A 26,637-nucleotide genomic window follows, 5' to 3' on the forward strand; every position below is an offset into this window, starting at 1 on the left:
GCGTTGCCAGATACCCGGCGGTGAAAACTAGGAGGCGCGGCGAGCGCGGGCGGCTCGGCGCTTCAGGGCGCGGCGTTCGTCTTCGCTCATACCGCCCCAGACGCCCGCGTCCTGCCCGGACTCGAGCGCCCATTGGAGGCAAGTGTCCACAACGGGGCACCGCCTGCAGACGCTTTTCGCCTCCTCAATCTGCAGGAGGGCGGGACCTGTGTTTCCTACCGGGAAGAACAGCTCCGGATCCTTGTCGAGGCACGCTGCGCGGTTACGCCAATCCATGCTGATCAGTAACTCCATTCGTGGGAATTCATTTGCTGCCTCTTGTGAAAATATTCACTAGAGGCTTCATAAGAAAGGGGCCCTGTGGGCCCCCTCGGTCATCTGGATTAAGCGTGTCATGTTAACGCTGTGTAAACAAGGGGTTTTTGCTGTACAAATGCCGCCGAATCGTGAGCGATGCATCACATTGGCTGGCGGAGCCCCCACTTCTGCTTGACTATGTCGGGTAGGGTGCCAGTGTGTCAAGACCCCCTGTGAACCCAATTGACCCCGACGGCGACCAGCAAGGGGGTTCTGGACCGCATCCTGTCGGCAGGCCTGCGGGCATCAAAGTGATCTCTCTGGTCGTGGTGCTCGAAGCGATGGCATTGCTTGTGGCCGCAGGCTGGTACGGACTTCAGCTGGTGTCCGGCGCCCCGGTGCTGTCCTTTTGGGGAGCCGTCTTCACTCTGGGCCTGCTGCTCGCCTTTTCCGCCTGGCTGTTCGCGGTGGCGGTTTTCCTGTTCCGCGGCTACCGCTGGCCGCGGGCAGGGGCATTGGTGGCCCAGCTGTTTATGCTCACTATTGGCTTTCCCACGCTGACTGGCGGCTATGTGATTGCCGGTTTGGCCATGCTGGTGCCGGCCGCCGTTGCCATCGTCCTGTTGTTTGACAAGCGCGTGATTGCCTTTGCTTCGCGCGCAGGCGGCGCGCCGCCGGCCCTGTAACAGCCGCATCGCTAGCTATGGATCGGTGCCGGGCTGGGCGCGGTCTGGAGCCAGCGCGAGCTGAACGGCCATGACCCGGCAGTCTGAGATCACGACCGCCCGGCCCGCCGGCGGACGTGGCTCCGGCTCAAAGCGAATACTGAACAGCTCCGCGTCCATCATGCTCTGGGGCTGAATCAGGATGCCCTTGCCGTGGCGGCGGACGGAAAGAGCCAGCGGCACGCGCTGCTGCAACGCCGGGCCGTGCCCGGCCGTGAAGACCACCGTCCAGCCGAGGCTGTTCAGCTGCAGCAACTTATCGTTCACGTCCCTTGTGGCCAGGTCCAGATCGTCGGCGAGAATGATGGCGGCCCGGTCAAGGGCTCCGGCCAACGCCTGTGCGCGGATTCCAGTCCAGTACGCTTCCCGCCCGGTCTCCTCCCTGGAGCCTATCCACGTCCGGGCCGGATTGAGCAGCGGCAGGGCCCGCAAGAGGGCGCTCTTTCCTGAACCCGGACCGCCAAGGACGGCGAGCACGCCCCCCGGCGGCAACACAATGCCGGCCGGGAGCAGTTCATCGCCGCCAACCCCCACCAATAACGTGCCTGTCGGTGCTGTCGGTGCTGTCGGTGCTGACTGTGCCCTCGGTGCGTTGGGTACCTTCGGTGCCTCCGGTGCTGTCTGTGCCGGACAGAGTGCTGTCGGCGCTGTCGGTGCTGGCGGTGCGGGACGGAGTGCCGGCTCAACGACGACCGCCCCTCGCCGGGCGCTCTCTCGGTGAAGGGTCTCCAGCCGGGAGCGGACTTCCTCCACCGTCACCAGTGCAGGAAGGGCCTCCACCCGGAACGGCCGGCTCTGCACGTTGCCTGCCGGAGGACTGGGCAGCGGCCGGCCGCCGGATGTCCCTGCGGGTTTCTGGAACAACTGCGCGGCCCGCAGCACATCCCGTGTAGACCAGCCGTTGCCCGGCGGCGCCGGCCACCCGTTGGGGGTCTCAGTTCTCGCAGACATCCCCGAGACGACGACCCGGCCCGGAAGCGCCGGAAGCCGCGGCATCGGTGGCCACGCGAGCCGGTCTTCCTCCGTCGACCCGGCGGGGAAGTAGATCCTGTTGGGAAGGGCCGCGAAAAACCGTGACGTCACGAGTTCGCGCTCGCCGGTCAGCATCCCAACAACGCCCGCTTTGGGGCCGTCCCGGAGGATGTCGTGCACAACGTCCTCGGCCCAAGCCAGCGGGCCGGAGCGGAACTTCGAAAGCCAGGAGCCCCAGTTGTGCAGAACAAGGATCAGAGGCGGCGGTTTGGGAAGAGGCGCGTCGACCAGCCGGCTGTTTACTTCCTCGCTGATACGCGTCAGTACCCGCGCGGCCCGCCCGGCATCCTGTGGCCCTACCCAGGCGCCCACCCGGGGAGATGGCGCGGCGGCAGCCAGGGATCCGTCCCCGTCGAGAAGATAGAAGTGAGACTCAACGTCGGCCTGGATCAGCCGTTCCAGAACCAGCCGCAGCGTCTCCACGGGGCCGCCAGGACCAGCGATCCGCGTTCCTCCGACCATTGCGAGGTGGCCATGCCGGTCCGGGTCCCAACTTAACTGCCGCACCAGCTGCTGCTCAGGGAGGTCCACGACGCCCAGCGGGACCTCGCGCGCAGACAGCGCCCCGTCACGCTCACATTCCTGCAGGCCAGGCGAGACCAGCACTGGCGGCAGCGGTGTGACGACCGGTCGCCGCGCCGGGGCGCCACCTTGCGAGGCCCACAACCGGGCGGTGAGCTCCACGAAGGGCCCAACAGAATCTACGGATCCGGCAGGCGGACATGGCCGGCCGTCCGTCGAAGGCAGCAAACCCGAGGGCAGGTCGAGCAGCGTCTCGGCCCGCATCACGGTGATGGCGTCGACGGCAGCGATGCGCAGCGGTGCGCTGACGGTGGCTGTCTGCAGCTGAACCGGGGTCCCGTTGCCCCGGACCAGGTAAGCCCGTCCCGGGCAGTCGACCGGGATAGCGGCCGCGACTCGGGAGTTCATGACGTCCGCTGACTCGAGATCCGACTGGACCCTGAGCACCACGCTGCTGGTGACGTTCGCCCGAATGTCCGCCGTGAGGGCACCCTGCGGCCGCTGGGTCGCCATAACCAAGTGGATGCCCAGGGCGCGGCCGATCACCGCAAGGCGCATCAGTTCAGCCAATGCCGCCGGCGCCTCCTCCACCAGCATCCGGAACTCATCGATGACGAGGACCAGATGGGGGAGTGCCGGAAGGTCCATTCCGCGGGCACGGTAGCTGACCAGGTCGGGTACCTCCGCCTCGGCCAGCAACATCTCCCGGCGGCGCACTTCCGCCCGCAGCGAGATGAGCGTCCGGTCCATTTCGTGAGGGTCCAAATCGGTGAGGAGTCCGACGCAATGTGGCAAACCGGTCAAGGGCGCGAGTCCCGAGCCGCCTTTGAAGTCAACAAACAGGAAATTAACCCGGTCCGGGGGGTACGACGCCGCCAACCCGGCCACGAGGGTGCGCAGGAATTCCGATTTACCGGAACCGGTAGTCCCCGCCACGAGCAAGTGGGGCCCGTCCGACTGCAGGTCAACGCCTACGGGCCCGGTCATTCCGCGGCCAACCGGGACGGCGAGGGCCACTGGCTGTAGCGGCGTCCGGACAGCTGCCGCCCAGCGCTGAGCAACCCTGGCCTCAGAGAGCGGCAAAACCTCGTCCAGGAAACAGAAAGCAGGGACGGCGCGGGGTTCTCGGGCCGGCACGACCTCGCCAGGTAACTGCCGGCAGAAACGATCAAAAACCTGCTCCGGCACCAAGTCCGGGACGAAGTCAACAGTGTGCGACCCGCTGGTGAGCCGGCCCATGGAACCACTAAGAACCACCGATTGGTCTCCGCTGGCGGCGGCCATCATGGCGACTCGCGCGCAATCGATCAGCTGCCAACCGAACCGGGCCGCGGCGGAGCGAAGGATATCAGCGGAACGCAGGGCGTCTGCGGAGCCGGTGCCGGGCAGCAGGACCAGCACGCCCCGGTCACAACCCGGACCCGGGCCCTGCCCAAGTCTTGCGGCCGTGACGGCCGGGTTGGCGGAGAGTGAGACCCGGGGAAGAAAGCGGGCGGCGAGCGGGATCGAATGCAGCGGGCCGTGGACGTGCACCCACGTGCCGGAGCCCCGGGGGTACCCGGCCAGTTGCATGAGGAAGAAGCGGACAAGCCCGCCGACAGCCTCCGGTGGTCCCTGCAAAGCGGTGACGGCCGACGCGCCCAGTGTTACCGGAAGAGCGGCGGGCGGTGGCGGGCGGAACCCACGCTCTGGCGGTTCAAGCCGGATATTTGCTGACTGCTCGGCCAAACCGAGTCGCAACCACACCGGTCCGCGTTTCAACGGTTCGGCGGCTCCCGCCGCGTTTTCCGGAGCCGCCGGCGAGTCCTGGCCCAGCGCCGTTCCGGGTCCGGCCCGGGTGGTGGCGAGGACCAGCCGAGCCGCCGGCGGCGCGCACCCCCATCGTCGTTCTGCGTCCAGCCGGACGGCGGCGGCGACGGCCTCCCTCCGCTCCCGGCGCTGCCTGCGGCCGGATACTGCGGGCAACAGCACCGGGATGGCGGAAAACGCGGAAAAGGCCAGAAACATCCACGTCCCTGTAACCGCCGCCAGGATTACACCGGCAACGAGCGGCAGCCCTGCCGCCAGCACCAGAAGTCCGCGCTGGCTGGCTGGGCCGGGACCGGCGACAAGCAGCGGTTCTGATACATCTTCCCCGGCCGGATACAACTCCGGACCTTCGCGAGAAGTTTCACGGAAGATGACCGACAGCGTCGAGTTTCCACACCGGATGAGGGAGCCGGTGGAGACAGCGGTGGACAGCACGCGCCGGCCGTCGACCCAGGTTCCGTTGGCGCTGCCGAGGTCAACCAGGGTTATCCCCGCGTTCGAAACATCCAGCCGTGCGTGTTCGCGGGACAGCTCGGCGTCCGGAAGCGACAGGTCTGTTCCGCTCCTGCCGATCCCATAGCTCCCCCGGTGCAGCGGCAGGACCATTCCGGCGCCCGGTCCGCTTAGCACGGCCAGCAGCAGGGGTGCGCCTGGCTGCGGCCGCTTACCGTCGGACGGCTCGCCCGGCGCCCAGCCGTCGATCAGGACGGCTCCGTTCACAAGCGGCGGCGTTCCGGCCGTCAGGGCGGTCAGCGGCGCCCCCGCGACAACCAGCCGCCCAGTGCCGAACTGCCGCGCCACCGCCTCCTGTAAACGGGCGCCGGAGCAGCCTTCCGGCACCTCGACGGAGAGCTCAACCGGGTAGCCAATGACGGAACCCGCCCCGCCCGCCAGGGTGTAATGCAGGAGCATCGCCGAAGCCTTTCACACCGCCCTCCACCGTCAACAGTACGAATCACAGCCTTTGCGCGCTTCGCACAGTTCGGCCATGTGGACAACTCTTCCCGGCCGTGCGGCTTACTGCGAGCCCGGCAATTCGCAGGTTCACACTCTGCCTCGGGTAGGCTAGAGCAGCAGACAATGCGCATCGTTGTGCTGCCCGCATTCGAACCAGGAGATTTTGTGACCGCTGACCTCGTTATCGTAGGGTCGGGCTTTTTCGGCCTGACAATCGCAGAACAGGCCGCCACCGAGCTGGGCTTGAAGGTCGTCGTCATCGACCGCCGCCACCACATCGGCGGCAATGCCTACAGCGAAAAGGAGCAGCAGACCGGCATCGAAGTCCACCGGTACGGCGCGCACCTGTTTCACACCTCGAACGACCGCGTGTGGGAGTACGTCAACCGCTTCACCACCTTCACGAACTACGTGCACAAGGTTTACGGCGTCCACAAGGGCGAGGTCTACTCCCTGCCCATTAACCTGGCCACCATTAACCAGTTCTTCCGTGCCAACCTGACCCCGGGCCAGGCCCAGGACCTGATCAAGGAACAGGCCGGAGAGCTCGCGGGAACCGACCCGCAGAACCTGAACGACAAGGGCATCCAGCTGATCGGCCGCCCGCTCTACGAAGCGTTCATCAAGCACTACACCGGCAAGCAGTGGCAGACGGACCCGAAGGACCTGCCGGCCGGCATCATTTCCCGGTTGCCCGTGCGTTACAACTACGACAACCGCTACTTCAACGACAAGTACGAGGGTCTGCCGACGAACGGCTACACCGCGTGGATCGAGAAGATGGCGGAGCATCCGAACATCGAGGTCCGGCTCAACACCGATTTCTTCGATGAGTCGCACGAATACAGCAAGAACAAGGTCGTCGGGAACATTCCGGTCGTCTACACCGGTCCGGTGGACCGCTACTTCGACTACGCCGAGGGCGACCTTTCCTGGCGCACCATTGACTTCGAGGAGGAAGTGCTCGACGTCGGGGACTTCCAGGGAACCTCGGTGGTCAACTACAACGACGCCGACGTCGCCTACACCCGCATCATTGAGCCGCGCCACTTCCACCCCGAGCGCGACTACCAGACGGAAAAGACCGTCATCATGCGCGAGTTCTCCCGCGCCGCGGAGAAGGGCGATGAGCCCTACTACCCGATCAACACCGCCGCAGACCGCGAAAGGCTGCTGAAGTACCGCGACCTTGCGGCCGCTGAGCGCGACGTCCTCTTCGGCGGACGGCTCGGCACCTACAAGTACCTGGATATGCACATGGCCATCGGCTCCGCCTTGACCATGTTCGACAACAAGATCCGCCCGCACTTTGAGGGCGGCGCCAAGATTGAAAGCGGGGGTGTGGACGCATGAGCGTTGCAACCGAAGTTTTGAACGAAGAATCCGCGGCCGGTGTCAATGAAGAGTGGCAGATCGTCCACCGCGTTGTCTTCCCGACGGACGGCGACACGGATACCCTTCCCCTGTACCTGGATTTCAACGCCGCGCAGCGCGTAGTGTCCGGCGAAGCCCAGGACTCAAAGTCCGGTTCCGGTGTCACCGCTGTCTCTTCTGCCGGCGCCGCAGTGCGTACGGATTTCCTGGACAATCGCCGACAGTTGCACCTCCCGGCGTTCCGCCGGGTTTCTTTCGGCACCTACTTCAATGCCTTCCCGGCCAGCTATTGGCGTGCTCACACCGATGTTGCCGCCGTGCGACTGACCGTAGCAGTGGACGCCCCGGCCACCGTCGTGATTTCCCGCTCCACGTCCCGAGGAACTTCCAACCGGGTGGAGAGCATCACTGTCGACGCCGGTTCCCCCGCCGACGTCGTGCTGCCGCTGGCCAACTTCGGCGACGGCGGCTGGTACTGGTTCGACCTGGTCGCAGGCTCAGAGAAGGTCAAGCTGATTGGCGCCGAGTGGTCCGTCCGCAAGCCGGATGGCTTCGTGCCCGGGACCGCCACTGTGGCTGTGACGACGTTCAACCGGCCGGACTACTGCGTCAAGCACCTCACGACCTTCGCTGAATCACCGGAACTGCTCGAAGTGGTGGACCGGCTGCTTATCACCGACCAGGGCACCCAGAAGGTGCGCGACCAGGACGGTTACGCGGAAGCCGCCGCCCGGCTGGGCGACAAGTTCGCCATCATCGAGCAGGGCAACCTCGGCGGCTCGGGCGGGTTCGCGCGCGGCATGCAGGAAACCGTTGAGGACGGCCGCAGCAAGTACGTCCTGCTGCTCGATGACGACGTCATCATCGAGACCGAGGGTGTGCTCCGGGCGATCAACTTTGCCGATTACACCCGCAAGCCGACGATCGTCGGCGGCCACATGTTCAACCTCTACGAGCGGTCCGTGATGCACACCTTCGGCGAGGAGGTGAACGAGTACAAGTTCTTCTGGGGTGCCGTCGAAAGCACCCGGGAAGGCCACGATTTCTCTGCCAGCAACCTGCGGACCACCCCCCTGGATGCACCGCCGGATCGACGTCGACTTCAACGGTTGGTGGATGTGCCTGGTGCCGACCAGCATCGTGCGCGAAATCGGCCTGGCGCTGCCGGTGTTCATCAAGTGGGACGACGCCGAGTACGGCATCCGTGCCCGCCGCCACGGCTACCAGACCGTTACGCTGCCCGGCGCTGCAGTCTGGCACATGCCGTGGACGGAGAAGGACGACACCATCGACTGGCAGGCCTACTTCCACCAGCGCAACCGGTGGCTGGCTGCCCTCGTCTACTCGCCCTACAAGAAGGGCGGCATCCTGCCCCGTCTGAGCTTCATGGTGGACGTCAAGCACCTGCTGTCGATGCAGTATTCCGCTGTTGAACTGCGCCTTGACGCGCTCGAGGACTTGCTCAAGGGACCGTCCCACCTGCACGAGACAATCAGGACAAAGCTCCCCGAGATTCGTGCCCGGCGGGCGGAGTTCGACGATGCCCGGATCACCAAGGAAGTTTCCGGCTTCCCGCAGGTGAGGCGGGTCAAACCACCGCGCCGGGGCAAGAAGCCCAGCGCGCCGAAGTCGATCCTGAACGCCCTCGCGACCGCGGCAACCGCCGGTGTCCGGCAGGTCTCCGGGGTCCGGCCGGGCGCCCTGCAGAACCCCGAGGCCCTGGTTCCGGCGATGGATGCCCGCTGGTGGCGGCTGTCCCAGCTGGACTCGGCCATCGTCTCCTCGGCAGACGGGTCGGGCGCTTCCTGGTACAAGCGCCAGCCCGAGCAGTTCCGCACCATGATTGCCCGTAGCGTCAAGCTTCACCAGCAGCTCCTGCGTGACTGGGACAAACTGTCCAAGGTTTACGGCGAAGCGCTTCCCGAGTTCACGTCGCCGCAGGCGTGGAAGCAGACGTTCGAAGCCATGACGGTCAAGCCGGCAGAGCAGACACCGGAGTCGAAGTGACCTCAGTCGGTGCCCACGGGGGGTCCTCCGCCCTTGTCCGCCCCGGCGTGGGCGGAGGTCTCGCAGAGGTATTCCGGCAGCGGTTCCTGCTGAAACTCCTGGTTCGCAAGGAATTGCAGATCCGTTACCGGGGTTCGGTGCTCGGACTTCTGTGGTCCTACGTCAAACCCGGAGTCCAGTTTGTGGTGTTCTATATTGCGCTGGGTGTTTTCCTGGGGCTGGAACGCAGCCCACGGAACCCGGACGGTCTCGCGAACTACGCGATCTACCTGTTTTCCGGCATCGTGTTGATTAACTTCTTCACTGAAGCCCTGAGCAACGCGGCGCGCTCGATCGTCAGTAACGGTGGCCTGATCAAGAAGATCTACCTGCCCCGGGAGCTTTTCCCGGTCGCTTCCGTCTGGGTGTCCGCGGTGCACTTCGTGCCTCAGCTGGCCGTGCTGGTGGCTGCCTGCCTCGTCGTCGGCTGGCAGCCCTCGCTGCTCCAGCTGGCGGCGGCGGCGGCAGGTTTCGTCATCGTTGCCATGCTTGCTACCGGTCTGGGCTTGCTGTTCGGTTCGGCCAACGTGTACTTCCGGGACTTCGAGAACATCGTTGACATGCTGCTCATGGTCGCCACCTGGGCCTCCCCAGTCATGTACGCCTGGACCATGGTTCGGGACAAGCTCGGTGAGGGCTGGTACTCGATCTACCAGGTCAATCCGATTACTATCGGCGTCGAGGCATTTCACTTTGCATTCTGGCTCCCCACCACGGACGGCTCCGCTCCGATCCCACCGAACCTGCTGTCGCTGTGGATCCCAGTGGGACTTGTCGTGGCGTTGCTGACCCTCTTCCTGGGCCAGTGGACATTCCGTAGGCTTGAGGGCCGTTTCGCGCAGGAGCTGTAGCATGCCGGTGGCAATCGAAGTACAGAAGATCAGCAAGCAGTTCGTGCTGCGGCACACGAGGTCCCTCAAGGAAACCATCGTGTGGCTGTTCACGGGCCGCAAGGGCGACCTCTCGAAGAAGTTCCATGCTCTTCGCGACGTCGACCTGGAAGTGCAACAGGGTGAAACCGTGGCCCTGCTCGGCTTGAACGGCTCGGGAAAGTCCACCCTGCTCAAGCACATCTCCGGTGTGATGCTCCCGGACAGCGGGACGGTCCGAACCCGGGGAAAGGTCGCCGGCCTGATCGAGGTCGGTGCAGGCTTCCACCACGACCTGTCGGGGCGGGACAACGTCTACCTGAACGGTGCCATCCTGGGCATGACCGAAGACCAGATCAACGAGCAGTTCGACTCAATCGTCGATTTTGCCGAGATCGGCGAGTTCATCGACACGGAGGTGCGGTTCTATTCCTCGGGCATGTACCTGCGCCTGGCGTTCTCCGTGGCCGTGCACACCGACCCCGAGGTCTTCCTCGTGGACGAGATCCTGGCCGTGGGCGATGAACCGTTCCAGCGCAAATGCCTCGACAAGATCAAGGAATTGTCCGCCGCTGGTAAGACGCTCGTCGTGGTCAGCCATGACCTCGAGCTCGTTTCACGGATCTGCGACCGCGGGGTGGTCCTGCAACACGGCAACGTAGTCTTCGACGGACCGATCCACGAGGCCGTCGCCCGGCTCCGCACCGAAAGCTCGCGCTGAGCCGGTGCAACCGCCTACGGACGCGCCTTCAACACGCACCAATGACCAGGTGGAGGGGTCCGCGCCGGCCACGGAAGTCGAAGCAGGGCCGGCTCTGGGAGCCTTTCCGCAAACCGCTCCCGAGCGGGCCTTCCGCACGGACATCCAGGCGCTCCGCGCGCTTGCTGTCAGCCTCGTCGTCGCTAACCACCTCTGGCCGGTGCGCCTGCCCGGCGGTTACGTAGGCGTCGATGTCTTTTTTGTCATCTCCGGTTTCCTCATTACGGCCCACCTCAGCAAAGAATTGTTTGCCAGCGGCACAGTACGGCTTGGGCATTTTTATGCGCGGCGTACCCGGCGCTTGCTCCCGGCGGCTTTCACCGTCCTCGCGGTGTCTCTGGCCTGCGCCTGGCTGTGGCTTCCGTACACCCGCTGGAATGCCAACGCCCAAGAGATTGTGAGCAGTGCTTTCTACATCGAGAACTGGGTACTCGCAGCCAAGGCAGTGAATTACTCCGAAATGAACTCGTCGGCGTCGATGGTGCAGCACTATTGGTCTCTCTCGGTCGAGGAGCAGTTCTATCTTGTTTGGCCGCTGGCGCTCATCGGACTCTACGTCCTCGCGGTGCGCCGGCGGTGGGCGCAACGCCGGGTCCTGGTGATAGGGCTTGCGGCCGCCGCGGCTGCTTCGTTGTGCTTCAGCATCTACCTGACCGAGGCCTCGCGCAGTGAGGCCTACTTCAATACCCCGGTCCGCGTATGGGAGTTTGGCGCCGGAGCGCTGCTCGCCCTTGCTGGTTCCCGGTGCACGCTTTCGCAGCTTGTCCGAAACATCATGGCGCTGCTTGGCTTCGCGTTGGTGGTTTTCTCAGCGCTGGTTTTTGACCACGCGACGCCGTTTCCCGGCTGGACCGCTGCGGTCCCGGTGGCCGGAACCGCCCTTGTGATTCTCGCAGGTGCCGGCAGCGGACGCCTCTGGCATGATCGATTTACCGCGCTACGGCCGATCCAGTTTCTGGGCAATATCTCGTATTCGCTGTATCTGTGGCACTGGCCCTTGATCGTGGTCGCCCCATTCCTGCTCGGCACCACGTTGGGTACGGCCGCCAAGGTCTGCCTCGCGGTGGCGGCGGTGCTGCTGGCCTGGCTCTCAAAACGGTGGATCGAGGACCGCTGGATCGCACGTTCCCGGGCGCCATCCCGGCCGCACCGGGTCTTGGCTGCCGTCGTAGCAGGCATGCTGGCCATGCTGCTGGCGGGCCTCACCTTGCACCTGCAGGTGGCACCCAAAGCTGCAGCGGCGGCGGAGCTCGGCCGCACGGACGCCGCAGCGCCCTGCTTCGGTCCGCGGGCTGTCGGCAAGCCCGAGTGTGGCGATCCTTTTGCGCGTCCGATTGTGGATCCCAACATGGGGCCCGCCAACCAGTACTGGGGGCTGCCCGCGGATTGCCAGGAGAAAGAGGACACGCTCAATCTGGAACAGCCGGGTGGGCCGGCCGGTTGTGACTACTCGGGCGGGCGTCCGGAAGCCGAAACGGTTTGGCTCGTGGGTGACTCCCATGCCCAGCAGTGGCAGTCCGCCGTTATCGAGCTTGCGCGACAGAAGCACTGGAAGCTCAAATTGAGCTACAGCGGCGGCTGTCCCTTGGCCGACGTGCCATATGTCGGGTACCGCGGAAGACCGGCAGACCCGGCTAAGATCCATAGTTGCCGCACGTGGGGCCTGAACGTCGCAGCTGCCGTGGAACGCGACAAGCCGGCCAGAGTATTCACCTCGAGCTTCGCGGCGGGGGAACAGATCGACGACGGCACCGGTCGGAATCAGCTGGACCAGTATAAGGACGGGTTCCGCCGCTACTGGTCACGATGGGCCGCTACGGGCGCGGTGGTATACCCAATCGCGGACCCCCCGCTGAACGACAAAGTACGGGACGTGAACTGCATCGCCGTGAGCGCCGCTGACCCGAGGCAGTGCCGGGCCCCCCGGGACCAGGCGCTTCCGGTCGACCCGCTCGTCGAATCGGCAAAAGCAGCGTCGGACGGCGGGCACGTGCGGCTGCTGGACCTGTCCGAGTACTTCTGCGACGCGACTTTCTGTTACGGGGGGGTGGGCGGGGTTGCCGTGTACTTTGATCCCGACCACCTCAACAGGCAATATTCAACGCAGCTCGCTCCGTACCTGGACAAACGACTCTAATCCCGCGGGGCCGGCAGCGGCCGACGGGGACAGCGACTGCCCATGGGCGGACCGTCCCTGCACCGATGTCCGTGCTGGCTCCTGCCCCCCCTTTACGTGCGGTCAGCCGCAGGCGACCACCTTGTAGAGCTTTGCGTTGCCTTGGGAGTCGATGAGTTTGAAGTCGGGGTCCGACGACAGGTTCTCGCTGCCCGGGAATGGGTGGTGGCCGCCGTGCACTTCACGGGCTCCGAAGTCCAGCACATAGTACGCCTTGAGATCGCGGACGGACTGGCACACGGACGGGTCTTCGCCTGCTTGGTTCAGTCGGCGGAGGACCTCGGTCGTGTCGGCATCGTAGTCGCCGAAAACATGCGGTGTCAGCGATCTCCGGTCAGCAATCGCGTAGATCAATGATGCGCCTGTCCAAGGGCTGGAAACGACGGTGTTGTCAGCCGGAATCTCTTCCGCTACCCGCCCGAGTAGAATCCGTTCGTCGGTGGACAGTAGCGCAGCGTCCTGCGACGCCGCATAGTTCGTGGCGGCAGAGCGAACGGCAACGGTTACGGCACCCCTTTGTGAAAGCGCGAACAGGCCGCCAAGGGCCAAAAGAGCCAGCACGACAGTTCCAGCCGTAGCGCTGCGGGCGGACGGCCAGCCTGCCAGAAGGCTCTGACCAGACGGTGTGCGCCGGTCGCGAAGTAGTGCCTGCGCACGATCCCACAGCCAAACGAACCCGAGGACGGCTACCGGCAGCGTGGCTACCGGAAGCAGCGCAGCCGGTCGAAACGGGTCGTTGTACCAGATTCCTCCGACGAAAGTTCGGAACGGGCCGAAGGGATAACCGGAGACGACCATAAACATTAGGACCGAGATGCCGTACATCCAGAGAAGCCACAGGTGCCGCCTTTTTTGCAGAAGCCCCGCGATTCCGACCAGGGTCAAAGCGAAGATCAACCAGGGAATTGGCCGGCCTTGTGGCGCGCTCGTCACTGCTTGGCCGAAAGCTTGGCTTAGGGCTTGAACCGGCTCCCACGTGGACTGCGCTTCGTCGGGACGGAGCTTCTTCCACGCCAGGGCGAGCGCGCCGGTGTAGGCAACGAATCCGAGGAGGAAGACACCGTAGCTTCGCAGGGCTCCAGACCGCGGCCGAAGCCTTCGGGACAGCGCTGCCATGGCCGCGAGAACCACGGGATAAGTCCATGCCAGCAGCGCTAGAAAGGTGCTCGGGTGGGCCAGGGCCAGGCCCGGCAGGGATCCGAGTAGTAAGAGCCAGGCAGTGCTACGGCGCAACTGGCTTCCACGGGCCACGCCAAGCGCAAGGGCGAATAGGGCGATGCATGCCGGCATGAGTGCGATTGACAGAAAGTTCGGGTAGAGCACACCGAAATCGACCATCAGGTACGGGAATGCGCTGAAGCCTGCCGCCAGCGCTGCCGTCGCAACAACGACGCTGCGGCGGGCTCCAAAGATGGAGGTGCTGAGCAGCATGCAGGACAGCGGCCAGGCCAGTGCGGCAATGGCGACGTTCGTGCCGTTGATGGCCGCCGGAACGGAGCTCCCGGCCAGTTGTTGCGTCAGCGAGACCACGTCGTGCCAAGCTGCGGGGTAGAACCCGCCGATGCCGCTGGAAGCTGTGAAACCGCTGAGCTTCAACGACGAGGCGTTGCCCGTGTCCGCGATGTACCGGACAGCATTAAGGTGGAAGATATTATCAAAGGTCTGTGAGATGTTTTCCGCTCCACCAAAAGCCTGACCAAGGCGCCACGAGATCACAGCAAAGACCGCGGCGGTGGCAATACTCCCGACGGTAAGACCAGCAAGGTCGCGGCCTGACCACTCCCGGCGGTGTCCCGACAGTAGCCGGATCTTGCGTTGCGCCGGAAGTGTCGCTACCGAAGCGCCGGGCCCGGATCGACGGCGGCGCCGCCTCCCGGGTAATGGAGACCAGGGGAGGCGAAGCACGTATACCCCGACCGCTATGAGTGCCGAGACGGCAAGCACCGGCAGCACTCCCCAGGGCAGGCCGGCCGCCCCGGTCAGGATCGCTGTCAGTGAGATGATCGTGACACTCGCTGGTGCCCCTGCACCGAGCAGAACCCAACCCCGGGCGCCGGTCGCAAAGGCCACCAGCGTGCCTGGCAACATCAGGACAAATACTGCGGCGGCGACTACGGGAACCAAATCGGTGTAGATCATGCGGCAACCACGCTAAGAGAAAACATTGAACTTCTTTCCGGGCGCGCTCCAAGGGGACGGACAGGTGAACTCGGTGGCGCCGGGGCAGGAGGGGCATGTGAGGACGCCCGTCGACGATATATGGGAGCGGAACCAAGCCATAGAGAAGCGGAACCACGGCTATGTCCTCCCACCATAATATGCCCACCCACCTTGCCCGTCCTTTGCCCTGCCGACGGTACCTCAGGTGCCCGGCCGGAGGCTGTCAACCACCGCCAGATACTCTGCAGCGCGACTCTTCCAGTCAAAGGAATCCACTAAGGCGGCCGCCGGCGGCTCCGCGGGGGAGTCCAGGGCCGCCCGGACGTTGTCCACCCAAGCGTCCGGGTCTTTGGCCTCAACCAGTCGGATGTCGGCCCCCTCCGCCAGAAGGTACCGTGCCGCTCCCACTGGGGTACTAACGACGGCGGCCCCCGCGGCTACCGCTTCCAACAGGGTGGTCTGGAAGCCCTCCGAGAGCGTCGTGGGGTTCAGGAAGACGCTTCCTCGGAGCAGTTCGGCGATCCGCGCCGGAGGCTGTTGGCCGTGGATGATGACACGGTCCGCCAGCGGGGAGGCTGCGGCCCGCGCGGCCAGTGTCGTGCGGTCTGTCCCATCGCCGACGATGTGCAGTTCCATCTGGGGGTAGTCACCGGCAAGTTGCTCCGCCGTGGCGAGAGCCAGCTCCCAGCCTTTCCCCGGGACGATCCGGCCGACGTACACGACACGATTTTGCCGGCCGGTCCCGCCTGCGGTAAATGCCCCGGTGTCGATGGCGTTGTGGAAAACCTCGCCGTCAACGCCGGCGAGGTTACGGACGAAGTCCCGGGCACCCTCGGAGATGCACAACACCCGACTGGCACCGCGCAGCACCAGTCTGCCCACCGTCCTGTCGATCAACTTGCTGGCCAGCCCAACCAGGGGGGAGACTCCCTTGACGGCCGCGGAACCGTGTTCCGTGTGGATGCACGGCACCCCAAGCCGCCGCGCCAAGCGCGCCCCGATGAGCGACATTGGAAAAAACCGGGTGTGTGTTGAGATCGCGGTCACGGGGGCTTCTTTGAGTATCCGTCGGATCTGCCGGGACGTTCCCGGCCAGGGCCAGGCGAGCACGCCGCCCACTGCCGGGGTGCATGTGAGCCGCACGATCCTGGGGTTGGACTCCAGCTGCGATGGCGTGTCGTTGTCGAGGCAGAACACAGTCACCCTGACGCCCAGACCGGCGAGTTGCTTGGCCAGCGCCGCGACGTGGAACTCGACACCGCCGACGCTCGGAAGGTAGTTGTTGACCACAAATGCAATATGGGGGGGCCGATCCGTGGCCGGAAGAACAGGAGCGGTCAAGTGATTGGCAGCTTTCTCTCGGGGGGCTGCGCACCACCGTCGTCGGCACTTAGCGACGGCCCGATGCGCCGGGTCTAAGTGCTGACCACTATACCGGCACGGCCCCTGCAGCCCCGGTCCCGGGCGGGCATATGGAATACTGGATTCTTGTGAGTCGCACATGGTTCGTTATTCCGATGTACAACGAGGCTACCGTCGTAGGCGGGGTCGTAGCGGATCTCCGGAAGGAGTTTCCCAACGTTGTCTGCGTTGACGACGGCAGCTCGGACGGCTCCCAGGACATCGCCCGGGCGGCCGGCGCCGTCGTCGTCCAGCACCCGATCAACCTCGGCCAAGGTGCGGCCCTGCAGACCGGCTTCGAGTACGCCCTGCAGGATCCCGAGCTCGATTGCATAGTCACGTTCGACGCCGACGGCCAGCACCGAATCGAAGATGCCAGGGCGATGGTGGAGCGCATCCGCAGCGGTGAGGCGGAAATCGTTCTTGGTTCGCGCTTCCTGGACAAGCGGACAAAGCTCTCCCCGGCCAAACGGCTGGTGCTCAAGACCGCAGCGATCCAGTCCAGGCTTGCCACCGGCCTGGACCTGACGGACGCGCACAACGGGCTTCGAGCGATCAGCCCCTCGGTAGCTGCCCGTATCCATCTCACTCAGAACCGAATGGCCCACGCCTCCGAGTTGGTGCACCAGCTCGCGAAGGTGCAGCCCCGGTATGTGGAGCACCCCGTGGAGATTATCTACACGGACTACTCCAAGGCGAAGGGGCAGTCGCTGCTGAATGCCGTCAATATCGTCTTCGAACTTTTCTTCAAGTAGTAAAGGCCCCCTGACATGTTGATCTTCGTGCAGATCGCCCTCGTCCTTGCCGTCATCATTGTCTCCGTGGCGCTGATGCGCGGGGGATCTAATGCCCGCCACCTCGCCATCCGCCGGATGATGCTGATCCTGTTCGCCGCTGTGGCCGTTCTCTCTATCTTCTTCCCGGGTCTGCTGTCGAGCGTCGCCACGTTCTTCGGTGTTGGCCGGGGCACGGATCTGGTGCTCTACGGAACGATTGTTTCAGTGCTGGTGTTCATGTCCACCACCTATCAGCGTTTCCGGGTGATGGAGGTTTCCATGACCAAGCTCGCCCGGCGGATCGCCATCGATGAGGTGCCGCAGCCTGGTGCGCGCGTCGGCACTGAACCGCCGGCGGGTTCGAACCGCGGCTGAGGTTTGTCCCAGCGGTCTTAGCGCACCAGTTGCCCGGCCCTTTTCCGCTGGCCTAGAGCCAAGGCCGCCATGGAGAGAACGCTTCGGCTCGCCAAAGCAGCAAAACTTACCCAGAGGGCGCCCGGAACCTCGCCGTCCGGGATAACGGCAAAGGCGACGCCGCTGGCCAGGACGACCGCCACCACGCTCGTCGTGAGCGCTTTCACGTAGCTGTTGGCCACGTTCAGCGCCATCGCGGAAAAGAAGACCAGCGGAAGCACTACGAGCGATCCGAACAGCGGGATGATCTCGGCCCAGTCGATTCTGTAGGTGGAACCGAAGATTATCGGCAGCATGAGGTAGGCGGCGGCGCAGACCACGGCCGAGAGGGGAACGAATGCCGCGGTCCAAAGCAGGGCTGTCTTGACGACGGCCCGGAAGAAGGACGGGGCATCGGTTAGCATCTTCTTTGCCCTGGGAATCCAGGACTGGCTGACGGCATTCAGAAATATTTCCACCACAACTACGACGTAGAGGATGATCGCGAAATACCCCACCTCAACTTGGGAATAGTAGGCCGCCAGAAAGTACTGCGGAATCGATGACAGCAGCGACAACAGGCCCCACGAGATTCCGGTGGGAAGGCCTGCCCTGACCACGGACAGGTGGTCTTCCCACGGCGGCTTAGTGCCGGCCGTCGCCGGCTCCTTTGCGGCGAGCAGTGTGTCGGTGGGTCGCTTCATGAGAAACAACGTCGTGGCGCTTGAAACGACGATCAACGCGGCGATGACGGCGTAAAGGTTGTGGAGTGCGGCCAGTACCCCGATGCCGACTCCGATAGTGAGGACCGCGTTGGTGCTGAAAGCGCGCAGGATGGTGGGCAGCTCCCCGTGACGCTGGAGGGGCGCCGAATACAGCTCCCCAACCGAGTCGGCGGCCCGCAGGAGGCTGACCAACAGCAGGACTCCTGTCATTTCGGGGACGAATACCGCACCGATTGCGGCCGTCAAAAGCATCGCCAGGCCAAGGGTCGCGAGCCGGACGCGGAGGTAGGCGCTGAACGGTTGGTTACCACGGTGCGTCAGGTAAACAGTGCGTAGCCCGAACTCACAAAAAACAAAGATGGGGGCGGTCACTGCAAGTGCCAGGGAATAGCTGCCCAGGGTCTCAGGTGAACCGAACCTGGCGAAGACGATCAGCAGGCCCGCCTGACCCAGGCTTCGAAAGGCCAACGCCAAAGTGAGCCAGATGGTGCTCCTGATCATTTGGTTTGCGCCTTCTTCGCCATGCCTCGAAGCGGGGTAAAGACGTAGTAGCGCAGGTACTGGACGCCGAGCCAGGTGGCGTCCTTGGCCCACCCCTCAAGAGCGGGTGCGCCCAAGTTCTTTCGCAGATTGCGCCGTTCAGTGAGGACCTGGGAGATGTGGCTGCCAAAAGGCTTGGCCCCACGGCTTAGCTGGGCGCCGTGGACGCGGTACTGCGCGAGGGTCTGCGGCAGGATGGCGATCTTCCCGTGCTGGGCCAGCCGAAGCCACAGCAGATAGTCCTCCATCTGGCGCAGCGGCTCGTAGCCGCCGGCCAGTTGATAGGCGCCGAGCCGGAACATCACCGCAGACTGGACCACCACGTTTTGAAGGAGAAGCCGCGAACGGACATCCGGGCCTGCGCCGAAGGCCATCGTGCCGGTCACCTTGCCCAAGTCATCGATCAGCTCCGTCTGCGATGTCACGGCCACAGTATCCTGGTGGTCCCTAAGGTACGCGGCTTGCTCGCGGAGCCGGCCCGGTTTGGCGATGTCATCAGCGTCCAGCCGGGCCACGAACTCGCCGCGCGCCTCGGCCATTGCCCGACGAAGAGTCGAGCCGACACCCAGCCGGGTCGGGTTCCTGAGCACCGTCACCCGGCGCTCCTCCATCCACGGGCGGTGCCCGTCTTCCTCGACGCCGTCAAGGATGACGATCAGTTGCAGCTCGACCCCGTCTTGGCGCAGAAGAGAGTCAAGGGCTTGATCGAGCCAGGAATCGAGTCTGATCGCGGGCACCACGACCGACACGTATGGCAATTGATCCGTAGTCATTGGCGGCGTTCCTTGTAGTGGTCGGCAAGGCGTCCCGGCCCGATGAGGTTCGCGGAGACGCCAGCGGACGCCGAAGCAGATCGGGCGGCGTCCGCAACAACGTTACTGGAAGCGGGTCAACGGATCGAAACCGTGCCCGTGTCGCTGACACTGCCGTGCTGGAACTTTTGGGTGCACGAGGCGCCGGTGGCGTCGCAGCGGGGGTTTTCCACCGGGTAGCCGAGTTTGCCGTTCTCGTAGCCGAGGGACCCCCATGTTGCCCGGATGGCTCCCCAGGTGGCGTAGGCGCCGATGCCGGGGGCGTAGTGGATGGTGCCGTTCTGGAAGCCTTGGTAGCAGCCGCCACTGGCCAGGCCGCAGATCTCGTTGGTGACAGGGTAGCCCAGTCTGCCCTTTTCGTAGCCCAAGCTTCCCCAAGACGTCCGGATCGCTCCGGTCGTCGCGTAGGCGCCGATGCCCGGGGAGTAGTGGATGGTGCCGTTCTGGAAGCCCTGGTAGCAGCCGCCGTTGACCAGCCCGCAGATTTCGTTGGTCAACGGGTAGCCGAGTTTGCCGCCTTCGTAGCCAAGTTTGCCCCACGCAGTGCGGATTCCGCCCCAGGTGGCGTAGGCGCTGCTGCCGGGAATGTAGTGGATGGCGCCGTTCTGGAAGCCCTGGTAGCAGCCGCCGCCGGCCAAACCGCAGATCTCATTGGTGACGGGGTAGCCCAGTTGACCGCCTTCGTAACCAAAGCTGCCCCACGTCGTCCGGACGGGTCCGGAGGTGGCGTAGGCGCCGATGCCGGGGGCGTAGTGGATGGTGCCGTTTTGGAAGCCCTGGTAGCAGCCGCCGTTGACCAGGCCGCAGATTTCGTTAGTCACGGGGTAGCCGAGCTTGCCGCCCTCAAAGCCGAGTTTGCCCCACGCGGTGCGGATTCCGCCCCAGGTGGCGTAGGCGCCGATGCCGGGGGCGTAGTGGATGGTGCCGTTCTGGAAGCCCTGGTAGCAGCCGCCGTTGACCAGGCCGCAGATCTCATTGGTCACGGGGTAGCCGAGCTTGCCGCCCTCAAAGCCGAGATTGGCCCACGCGGTGCGGATTCCGCCCCAGGTGGCGTAGGCGCCGATGCCGGGGGCGTAGTGGATGGTGCCGTTCTGGAAGCCTTGGTAGCAGCCGCCGTCGGCCAGCCCGCAGATCTCATTGGTGACGGGGTAGCCGAGCTTGCCGTTTTCGTAGCCGAGCTTGCCCCAGGCCGTGCGGATTCCGCCCCAGGTGGCGTAGGCGCCGATGCCGGGGGCGTAGTGGATGGTGCCATTCTGGAAGCCCTGGTAGCAGCCGCCACCGGTCAGGCCGCAGATCTCGTTGGTTACCGGGTAGCCGAGCTTGCCTTTCTCGTAACCGAGTTTGCCCCACGCAGCGCGGATTCCCCCCCAGGTGGCGTAGGCGCCGATGCCGGGGGCGTAGTGGATGGTGCCGTTCTGGAAGCCCTGGTAACACCCACCGTTGATAAGACCGCAGACTTCGCCGGTGACGGGCCAGCCGAGCTTGCCGCTGCCTCCGCCCTGCGCCGTCCAGGCCATGCCGATGGAGCCCAAGGGGTTGACGGTATAACCGGATGCGAAGCGCTGTAACGCGGCGTAGTCACCGTTCCAGACGTTGGAGTCACCCTCGAAGGGTCCGGTGCTGCTGTACTGCCAGATGCTGGTGGTGCTCCAGCCCGCCGGGAGGGGGCCGGCGTCGTTGCTGGGGCCATCCGGGTAGTTGGCCACCCACAGCGGGTAGTTGCCAAGTCCTGTCACGTTTCCCAGGCACTCGTTCCACCACGACGTATTGGTGTAGATGACCGGCAAACGCCCTGTCAAGGACAGCATGGTGTTGCCGAAGTCGCGGACCCAGGATGCCAAATTGGCCGCGGACATTCCGTAGCACGTATCGCCGAAGTAAAAGCCGCTGATGGTGCGGCCGGCGTACGGATTGAATTCGAAGTCGAGAACCGGGGGCAGCGTGTAGCCGTCGGCGCTCCAGCCCCCGCCGTTCTGGACGAAGTAGCGCGCCTGGTCTGCTCCAGAGGACCAGTTCGGTACGGCGAAGTGGTAGGCGCCGCGGAACATTCCCACGCTCCGCGAGCCTGCGTACTGGGAGTCGAAGGTTTCCTTGTAGACCGGGTTGTCCATCTCGGTGGGGTAGTAGTTGCCTTCCGTCGCCTTTACATAGGCGAACCGGGCTCCCATGTTCCACTGTTGCTGCCAGTCCACGGACGGCTGGTGGCTGCTGACGTCAAGGCCTTGTACGCCGAAGGTGGGACGCCACGTTCCTTCAGTTGTCAGAGACTCTGTACCGAGCGTGGTGGGGCCTGCGGCCGGCATGGCTTTGGCGGAGCCGGTGACTCGCGCAGAGCGCTGCCCCATCTCGGCGCCAGCACCGATCGCGGCCGCAAAGGCCGAGCGGTCCGACGTTGGCGCGGGACTGGGCACTGCCGTTGGCGCGAGACTGGGCGCTGCCGTTGCCGTCGGCATAGCGGTCGCCGTGGCGGACGGTGCCGGCTGGGTAACCGCAGTATCGGCCGTAATCCCGGTGCTAGCGGGCGTGGTGGCCGGAACGGGCGCGGGGGTTGACAGCGTAGTGGTGGCCCCCGGCTCCGGGGCCGGTGACGCGAGTGCCGATAGCGGGTTTGCAAGGCTGACGCTTGTCACCAGCGTTGAGACCGCCAGGACGAATGCGGATCTGGCGCTGATGTTTTTGGTGCGGGAGAGTGGGATCCGCTTCATTATGTGCTCCGGAACGCTGGAGCGCTTCGTGAGCGCTGCATGACGAGGTGTCGTGTCGCCCGGAAAGCCTTTTCGGCACCAAGCAACGGTGGTATTACCTGACTTATCGCGCTCACAGTAACACCGGACAAACCTTGTTACCAGCGTTAGGGGTGTGAATCCTGTGGCTGAAGTGGCTAAGCAGGAGCGAGCGAGCGGACCGGTTCGCTGTGGTTGCGTGACCCTCATACACTGGACCGCATGAAGGTATTGGTCACCGGCGGTGCCGGCTACATCGGATCGCACACCACGCTATGCCTGCTCGAAGAGGGGCACGAGGTGGTGGTCCTCGACAATCTGATGAACTCCAACCCGGAATCCCTGCGGCGGGTGGAGCAGCTCACCGGCAGAAACGTGGACTTCCGCGAGATCGACCTGCTCGACGCGCCCGCCGTCGACGCCGTCTTCGCGGGAGGTGGCTTCGACGCAGTTATCCACTTCGCCGGCCTCAAAGCCGTGGGGGAGTCGGTCCAGAAGCCGCTCTGGTACTACCAGAACAATGTGGTAGGAACCCTGAACCTGCTGCACAGCATGGATGCCGCCGGCGTGCGCCGCTTGGTGTTCAGCTCCTCCGCCACCGTCTACGGCGCCTCGGAGGAAGTCCCGCTCATTGAAAAGGCGCCGCTGGACGCCGCGAACCCTTACGGCCGCACCAAGGAACAGATCGAGGACATCCTCTCCGACCTGGGTGCCGCGGACCCGCGCTGGAGCATCGCCCTGCTCCGCTACTTCAACCCGGTGGGCGCCCACGAGTCCGGTCTGATCGGCGAGGACCCCAGCGGCATCCCCAACAACCTGCTGCCGTTCGTGGCCCAGGTGGCCGTGGGCCGCCGCGAGAAGGTCATGGTGTTCGGCAACGACTACCCGACGCCGGACGGCACCGGGGTGCGCGATTACATTCACGTGATGGACCTCGCCGCCGGGCACCTCGCCGCGCTCGGCTACGTCAACGACAAAGAGGGTGTCTTCCGCTGGAATCTCGGCACCGGCCGGGGCTCGTCCGTCCTGGAAGTCATCGAGGCATTCGGCAAAGCCGCCGGGCACCCCGTGCCCTACGAGTTTGCGCCGCGCCGGCCGGGCGACGCGGCGGTCAGCTACGCGGACCCCTCTGCCGCCCTCGCCGACCTGGGCTGGTCCGCGCACCGTAACCTCGCCCAGATGTGCGAGGACCACTGGCGCTGGCAGAGCAGCAACCCGCAGGGCTACGCAGCCGTCACCGAACATGCCGGGGCTCCTGCCGAGTAGTTCCGGCTGACCTGGTCCGCGGCCAGCGCAGGCACTTATCCACAAATACGGATCCGCACCCTTGTCCGTGCGCTCCGGCTCCCCTAGCATCAACCCCAGTTGCACTGCCCCGGGGGAAGGGGTAGCGGTTGTATTGGGGGCACCGTGGAAGCTGTGCGCATTGTCGAGGACGAGGTCCGCGAGCTCATCCGTCGTCGCGGGCTGGACCCGCTGCGGCAGGCCGGCGAGGTCCGGCGCCTGGTGGATGAGGCGATTACCGACTACGACGAGCGTGCACTGCTGGCCCCGCTGCCGCCGATCGGAGCGCTGGAAAACGCGCGCCGTTTCGTCTTCGACGCCGTGGCCGGCTTCGGGCCGCTGCAGCCCCTGCTGGATGATCCGGCCATTGAAGAGATCTGGCTTAACGCGCCGAACGATCTAGCAAATGGGTTGCTTCGCACTTAACCTAGAAGTGTGGAACCAGTCAGCTCAGTCAAAGCTTGTGGCATCTACGCCCGCATATCGTCTGATGACGGGACCGCCCTCGGCGTGGGCCGTCAGATCGAGGACTGCACCCGCGAGGCAGAACGGCGCGGGTGGCCAGTAAGCGCCGTGTTCTCTGACAACGACGTGTCCGCGATGAAGGCTAAGAAGCGGCCCGAGTATGAGCGATTGTTGGACGCCATGGAGACTCAAGCCATTGACGCCTTGGTTGTCTATGACATCGACCGCCTCACCCGGACACCCGCCGAATTGGAACGGTTCATCGACCTGGCGAACCGGCGCGATACAGCTTTGGCCTCGGTGGGCGGAGAAGTGGATCTGTCCACCCCTCAGGGCCGTCTGACTGCCCGGATCAAAGGTGACGTGGCCCGCCACGAAGTCGAGCAGATGTCACGTCGGTTGAAGCGCAAGTTCCAAGCGAGCGCCGACGAGGGACAGGCCCACGGAGTAACGCCGTTTGGGTACCGGCGCCAGAGGATCGTTGATGACGCCGGACGCCCCGCTGGCTTCCGGGATGTTCTTGAACCCGCCGAAGCCGATGCAATCCGCGAGTGTTACCGCATGCTCGTTGCCGGGGAGTCCTTGCGCAGCCTGGCCAAGTATCTGAACGATGGCGGGTTCCGCACTGGGCGCGGTAACGCGTTCGTAGGGAACACAGTAGGCAACATGCTGCGCAAGCCTCGTTATGCCGGGCACAGGACCCACGGGGGCGAGATCGTGTCCAAGGGGTTGTGGGAGCCGATTGTTACCCAAGACACGTTCGATCAAGCCGCCGCAATCCTGTCCACCCCCGGCCGCCGGGTCTCGCGAGGGCTGGAACCCAAGCACCTGCTGTCGGGAATTGCCCTATGCGGCCGGTGCGGCGGAAAGATGCGGCCGAACATCGGCAAACGCCGCCCTCCGTCGTACGCGTGCCCGGACTGCACCAAACTGACACGGCAGATGGCCCCTGTCCATGAAGTGGTCGAGGGCGTCATAGTCGCCCGCCTGTCCATGCCCGACGCCGCTGCGGTGACGGCGAAGAAGCCCGACGCCCTGCGCGCCGCTCTCACAACGCGGGACGCAGTCTTGGCTCGCATGGACACAGCCGCCGACGAGTATGCCCAAGGCGTCTCGACGGCACGTCAGTTCGCCCGGATCAACGAGAACTTCAAGGCCCAACTCGCTGGCGCCGAGCGAGCCGTGATGATGGCGCAACCGAATCGGGTCTTGGAAGGTATGACGGGCGCGGGTGCGGCGCAAATGTGGGAAAACGCATCGATTGAGCGGAAGCGCGAGACCGTGCGTACCTTGGCGACGGTCACGATTCTGCCTACCGGACCGGGCGTCCGGTTCGCCCCCGAACACGTGCGCATCGAATGGAAGTCTTGACATCTAGGGGTCAAACCGCGCGTGGGTGTGGGCATCAGAAAACTGTCCGGGTGCCTTTACGCTGGATACATGGACTACTACGCGAACGGCGGTGAAGGAGAGAGGCTCTGACCCTCTTCCCTAGGAGCGCCCAATGGCGACCGCACCGACCCCTAACCCCTCACGGGATGACCGGGACGACATCCGTACAATCTCACTCCGCATGGCCCTCTCTACGCGCTGGAACGGCGCCAATGACGAGAAAACGCTTGGACTCCGCCGCGAGCTCAAAGAAGCGAAGCTCGCCCGGTATATCCAAAAGATCGTCTCCGAAGCGCCGCACTTAAGCGCGGAGCAGGTCGGCCGGCTGTCTGCCCTGCTTCGCCCGGCGGAGTGACTCATGCCGTGGACAAAACTCACTGACGAATACAGCGATCAAACCCACCGGCTCTCCCACGAGGCGTACCGGCTCCATACCGACGCGATCATTTGGTGCAACCGCGCATGGCTCGACATGAAGCTACCCAAGAAGGATCTAAGCCGATTCAAGGACGGGATCGGCCTGGAGCCGGCCGTGATCGCCGAGCTCACCGATGGCCCGGTGCCGTATTGGGAGGACTCCGGGACGTATTACACGATCCTTCACACGAAGGACCATCAGCGCACGGCAGAGGATGTACTACGGCAAAGCGCCGCCAACAAGCGGAACGGGAAGCAGGGCGGGCGCCCACGGAAGGACCGCCAAAATATCCGGCAGCACCAGTACTACGACAAGGCAGTCGAAACCGATTCGCTAACCGAATCGCAAACCAATTCGGAAACCGAAACGCGAAGCAAACCGGAAAAAGGGGTTTTCACTACCAAACTGCCGGACGCTCCTGACATCCCCGTCTCTCCGCAGGAGCAAAACCCATTCGCTAACCGAATCGAAAACCAAAAGGGTCTGGCCTTGAAGGGAAGTCCTTCTCCTGCAACTTCAAACCAGAAAGCAGCACTGAAAGAGTCGGCGCCGCAGCCAGCCCCATTGGACCGGGACGCGTTGCCGGTCGATGACCCCGGCCTTAAGTACCGGGCTGCGGCCGAGGAGACGGGCGTGGAGACGGTCGAGGCGTTGGCCGCCAAGCCGGGGTGGACACAGGAGAAGGCTCGGTTCGCATTGTCGCTAGCGTTCCCGGGGAGGGAGTTTTAGGTGGGATGGGACGACGTGCCGCAGTCGTGTTCGGTATCGGGTTGTCCTCGGTTCCGGAACGCCGCTGGGGTTTACTGCGACCAGTGCGACATCGGCGGCGGAATTTCGGGCTGGTCCCGGTCCCGGGATGACGCGTGGCTTGCGTACGTCGATTGCGACGGTATCCGGACCATCCCGCTGCCGCGGGGCATGAATTACGAGGCCGCACGGGAAATGCTCGGCGGGGCGAAACCATGAAACCCAACGGAACCC

The 26,637-nt window shown here is 64.6% G+C and carries 20 protein-coding genes and 3 pseudogenes; 16 read left to right on the top strand and 7 right to left on the bottom strand.

Annotation, left to right across the window (positions count from 1 at the left end; genetic code table 11):
- Positions 1 to 27: 27 nt before the first annotated feature.
- Entirely contained in the window at positions 28 to 276 is a 249-nt protein-coding gene (locus tag QFZ61_RS08735) for a WhiB family transcriptional regulator (RefSeq protein ID WP_003804966.1), read from the bottom strand.
- A 239-nt stretch (positions 277 to 515) separates the two neighbouring features.
- Between QFZ61_RS08735 and QFZ61_RS08740 the strand changes: the two genes are divergently transcribed.
- Positions 516 to 983, top strand: a complete 468-nt coding sequence (locus tag QFZ61_RS08740) for a hypothetical protein (protein ID WP_373427143.1) — start codon at positions 516 to 518, stop codon at positions 981 to 983.
- A 15-nt stretch (positions 984 to 998) separates the two neighbouring features.
- Here the strand turns inward: QFZ61_RS08740 and QFZ61_RS08745 are convergent, their stop codons facing one another.
- Complete coding sequence (locus tag QFZ61_RS08745) at positions 999 to 5,297, bottom strand: FtsK/SpoIIIE domain-containing protein (RefSeq protein WP_307035185.1); 4,299 nt, start codon at positions 5,295 to 5,297, stop codon at positions 999 to 1,001.
- 210 nt (positions 5,298 to 5,507) lie between these two features.
- Here QFZ61_RS08745 and glf point away from each other — a divergent pair, with 210 nt between their 5' ends.
- The 7 genes and pseudogenes from glf (at position 5,508) to QFZ61_RS08780 (ending at position 12,528) form a co-directional block, all read left to right on the top strand.
- Positions 5,508 to 6,695 (top strand): UDP-galactopyranose mutase, encoded by a 1,188-nt coding sequence (glf, locus tag QFZ61_RS08750; protein ID WP_307035187.1) that lies wholly within the window; start codon positions 5,508 to 5,510, stop codon positions 6,693 to 6,695.
- Positions 6,692 to 7,627 (top strand): annotated as a pseudogene (locus QFZ61_RS08755) (glycosyltransferase); the annotation flags it as partial. The gene glf and the pseudogene QFZ61_RS08755, both read left to right, overlap by 4 nt.
- A 205-nt stretch (positions 7,628 to 7,832) precedes the next feature.
- A pseudogene (locus tag QFZ61_RS08760) lies at positions 7,833 to 7,985 on the top strand (hypothetical protein); the annotation flags it as partial.
- 117 nt (positions 7,986 to 8,102) lie between these two features.
- Positions 8,103 to 8,723: a hypothetical protein gene (locus tag QFZ61_RS08765; protein ID WP_307038082.1), complete on the top strand. Its 621-nt coding sequence runs from the start codon at positions 8,103 to 8,105 to the stop codon at positions 8,721 to 8,723.
- Entirely contained in the window at positions 8,720 to 9,613 is an 894-nt protein-coding gene (locus QFZ61_RS08770; protein WP_307035189.1) for an ABC transporter permease, read from the top strand. Before QFZ61_RS08765 ends, QFZ61_RS08770 begins: the two co-directional genes overlap by 4 nt.
- 1 nt (position 9,614) lies before the next feature.
- On the top strand, positions 9,615 to 10,352 hold the full coding sequence (locus tag QFZ61_RS08775; protein WP_307035191.1) for an ABC transporter ATP-binding protein: 738 nt from the start codon (positions 9,615 to 9,617) through the stop codon (positions 10,350 to 10,352).
- A 49-nt stretch (positions 10,353 to 10,401) separates the two neighbouring features.
- The gene (locus QFZ61_RS08780; protein WP_307035193.1) at positions 10,402 to 12,528 is read left to right on the top strand and encodes an acyltransferase family protein; all 2,127 of its coding nucleotides are present in this window, start codon (positions 10,402 to 10,404) and stop codon (positions 12,526 to 12,528) included.
- A gap of 102 nt (positions 12,529 to 12,630) precedes the next feature.
- Here QFZ61_RS08780 and QFZ61_RS08785 read toward each other — a convergent pair whose 3' ends face one another.
- Together QFZ61_RS08785 and QFZ61_RS08790 are read right to left on the bottom strand one after the other, a co-directional pair.
- Complete coding sequence (locus QFZ61_RS08785; RefSeq protein WP_307035195.1) at positions 12,631 to 14,706, bottom strand: DUF6541 family protein; 2,076 nt, start codon at positions 14,704 to 14,706, stop codon at positions 12,631 to 12,633.
- A gap of 222 nt (positions 14,707 to 14,928) precedes the next feature.
- A complete protein-coding gene (locus QFZ61_RS08790; RefSeq protein ID WP_307035197.1) occupies positions 14,929 to 16,017 on the bottom strand; it encodes a glycosyltransferase family 4 protein in 1,089 nt (362 codons plus the stop codon).
- Positions 16,018 to 16,244: 227 nt separating this feature from the next.
- Here QFZ61_RS08790 and QFZ61_RS08795 point away from each other — a divergent pair, with 227 nt between their 5' ends.
- Together QFZ61_RS08795 and QFZ61_RS08800 are read left to right on the top strand one after the other, a co-directional pair.
- On the top strand, positions 16,245 to 16,883 hold the full coding sequence (locus tag QFZ61_RS08795) for a glycosyltransferase family 2 protein (protein WP_307035199.1): 639 nt from the start codon (positions 16,245 to 16,247) through the stop codon (positions 16,881 to 16,883).
- A 15-nt stretch (positions 16,884 to 16,898) separates the two neighbouring features.
- Complete coding sequence (locus QFZ61_RS08800) at positions 16,899 to 17,279, top strand: DUF2304 domain-containing protein (RefSeq protein WP_307035201.1); 381 nt, start codon at positions 16,899 to 16,901, stop codon at positions 17,277 to 17,279.
- A gap of 17 nt (positions 17,280 to 17,296) precedes the next feature.
- Here the strand turns inward: QFZ61_RS08800 and QFZ61_RS08805 are convergent, their stop codons facing one another.
- From QFZ61_RS08805 to QFZ61_RS08815, 3 genes are all read right to left on the bottom strand, one after another.
- On the bottom strand, positions 17,297 to 18,523 hold the full coding sequence (locus tag QFZ61_RS08805) for a lipopolysaccharide biosynthesis protein (RefSeq protein ID WP_307035203.1): 1,227 nt from the start codon (positions 18,521 to 18,523) through the stop codon (positions 17,297 to 17,299).
- Positions 18,520 to 19,335 carry a glycosyltransferase family 2 protein gene (locus QFZ61_RS08810; RefSeq protein ID WP_307035205.1) on the bottom strand — a complete coding sequence of 272 codons (816 nt, stop codon included), beginning with the start codon at positions 19,333 to 19,335 and terminating at the stop codon, positions 18,520 to 18,522. Before QFZ61_RS08810 ends, QFZ61_RS08805 begins: the two co-directional genes overlap by 4 nt.
- A 116-nt stretch (positions 19,336 to 19,451) precedes the next feature.
- Entirely contained in the window at positions 19,452 to 21,677 is a 2,226-nt protein-coding gene (locus QFZ61_RS08815) for a GH25 family lysozyme (RefSeq protein ID WP_307035207.1), read from the bottom strand.
- A gap of 16 nt (positions 21,678 to 21,693) precedes the next feature.
- Between QFZ61_RS08815 and QFZ61_RS08820 the strand changes: the two genes are divergently transcribed.
- The 6 genes and pseudogenes from QFZ61_RS08820 to QFZ61_RS08845 all read left to right on the top strand — a co-directional run bounded on the left by QFZ61_RS08820 (position 21,694) and on the right by QFZ61_RS08845 (position 26,385).
- Positions 21,694 to 22,122, top strand: a complete 429-nt coding sequence (locus QFZ61_RS08820; protein WP_307035209.1) for a hypothetical protein — start codon at positions 21,694 to 21,696, stop codon at positions 22,120 to 22,122.
- A gap of 197 nt (positions 22,123 to 22,319) precedes the next feature.
- Positions 22,320 to 23,363: a UDP-glucose 4-epimerase GalE gene (gene galE / locus QFZ61_RS08825; RefSeq protein ID WP_307035211.1), complete on the top strand. Its 1,044-nt coding sequence runs from the start codon at positions 22,320 to 22,322 to the stop codon at positions 23,361 to 23,363.
- Between the two features lie 144 nt (positions 23,364 to 23,507).
- A pseudogene (locus QFZ61_RS08830) lies at positions 23,508 to 23,783 on the top strand (CpaF family protein); the annotation flags it as partial.
- Positions 23,784 to 23,816: 33 nt separating this feature from the next.
- The gene (locus QFZ61_RS08835; protein WP_307035213.1) at positions 23,817 to 25,217 is read left to right on the top strand and encodes a recombinase family protein; all 1,401 of its coding nucleotides are present in this window, start codon (positions 23,817 to 23,819) and stop codon (positions 25,215 to 25,217) included.
- Between the two features lie 133 nt (positions 25,218 to 25,350).
- Positions 25,351 to 25,593: a hypothetical protein gene (locus QFZ61_RS08840; RefSeq protein WP_307035215.1), complete on the top strand. Its 243-nt coding sequence runs from the start codon at positions 25,351 to 25,353 to the stop codon at positions 25,591 to 25,593.
- A gap of 3 nt (positions 25,594 to 25,596) precedes the next feature.
- On the top strand, positions 25,597 to 26,385 hold the full coding sequence (locus QFZ61_RS08845; protein WP_307035217.1) for a hypothetical protein: 789 nt from the start codon (positions 25,597 to 25,599) through the stop codon (positions 26,383 to 26,385).
- The last annotated feature ends 252 nt before the right edge of the window (positions 26,386 to 26,637 follow it).

The sequence above is a fragment of the Arthrobacter sp. B3I4 genome (assembly GCF_030816855.1).
Lineage (GTDB): Bacteria > Actinomycetota > Actinomycetes > Actinomycetales > Micrococcaceae > Arthrobacter.

What these genes read in the sequence shown, in the direction of transcription:
- QFZ61_RS08735 (WP_003804966.1), bottom strand. Translation starts at nt 276, where the DNA reads ATGGATTGGCGTAACCGCGCAGCGTGCCTCGACAAGGATCCGGAGCTG.
- QFZ61_RS08745 (WP_307035185.1), bottom strand. Translation starts at nt 5,297, where the DNA reads ATGCTCCTGCATTACACCCTGGCGGGCGGGGCGGGTTCCGTCATTGGC.
- QFZ61_RS08765 (WP_307038082.1), top strand. Translation starts at nt 8,103, where the DNA reads ATGGTGGACGTCAAGCACCTGCTGTCGATGCAGTATTCCGCTGTTGAA.
- QFZ61_RS08775 (WP_307035191.1), top strand. Translation starts at nt 9,615, where the DNA reads ATGCCGGTGGCAATCGAAGTACAGAAGATCAGCAAGCAGTTCGTGCTG.
- QFZ61_RS08785 (WP_307035195.1), bottom strand. Translation starts at nt 14,706, where the DNA reads ATGATCTACACCGATTTGGTTCCCGTAGTCGCCGCCGCAGTATTTGTC.
- QFZ61_RS08795 (WP_307035199.1), top strand. Translation starts at nt 16,245, where the DNA reads ATGTACAACGAGGCTACCGTCGTAGGCGGGGTCGTAGCGGATCTCCGG.
- QFZ61_RS08800 (WP_307035201.1), top strand. Translation starts at nt 16,899, where the DNA reads ATGTTGATCTTCGTGCAGATCGCCCTCGTCCTTGCCGTCATCATTGTC.
- QFZ61_RS08805 (WP_307035203.1), bottom strand. Translation starts at nt 18,523, where the DNA reads ATGATCAGGAGCACCATCTGGCTCACTTTGGCGTTGGCCTTTCGAAGC.
- QFZ61_RS08810 (WP_307035205.1), bottom strand. Translation starts at nt 19,335, where the DNA reads ATGACTACGGATCAATTGCCATACGTGTCGGTCGTGGTGCCCGCGATC.
- QFZ61_RS08815 (WP_307035207.1), bottom strand. Translation starts at nt 21,677, where the DNA reads ATGCCGGCCGCAGGCCCCACCACGCTCGGTACAGAGTCTCTGACAACT.
- galE (WP_307035211.1), top strand. Translation starts at nt 22,320, where the DNA reads ATGAAGGTATTGGTCACCGGCGGTGCCGGCTACATCGGATCGCACACC.
- QFZ61_RS08840 (WP_307035215.1), top strand. Translation starts at nt 25,351, where the DNA reads ATGGCGACCGCACCGACCCCTAACCCCTCACGGGATGACCGGGACGAC.
- QFZ61_RS08845 (WP_307035217.1), top strand. Translation starts at nt 25,597, where the DNA reads ATGCCGTGGACAAAACTCACTGACGAATACAGCGATCAAACCCACCGG.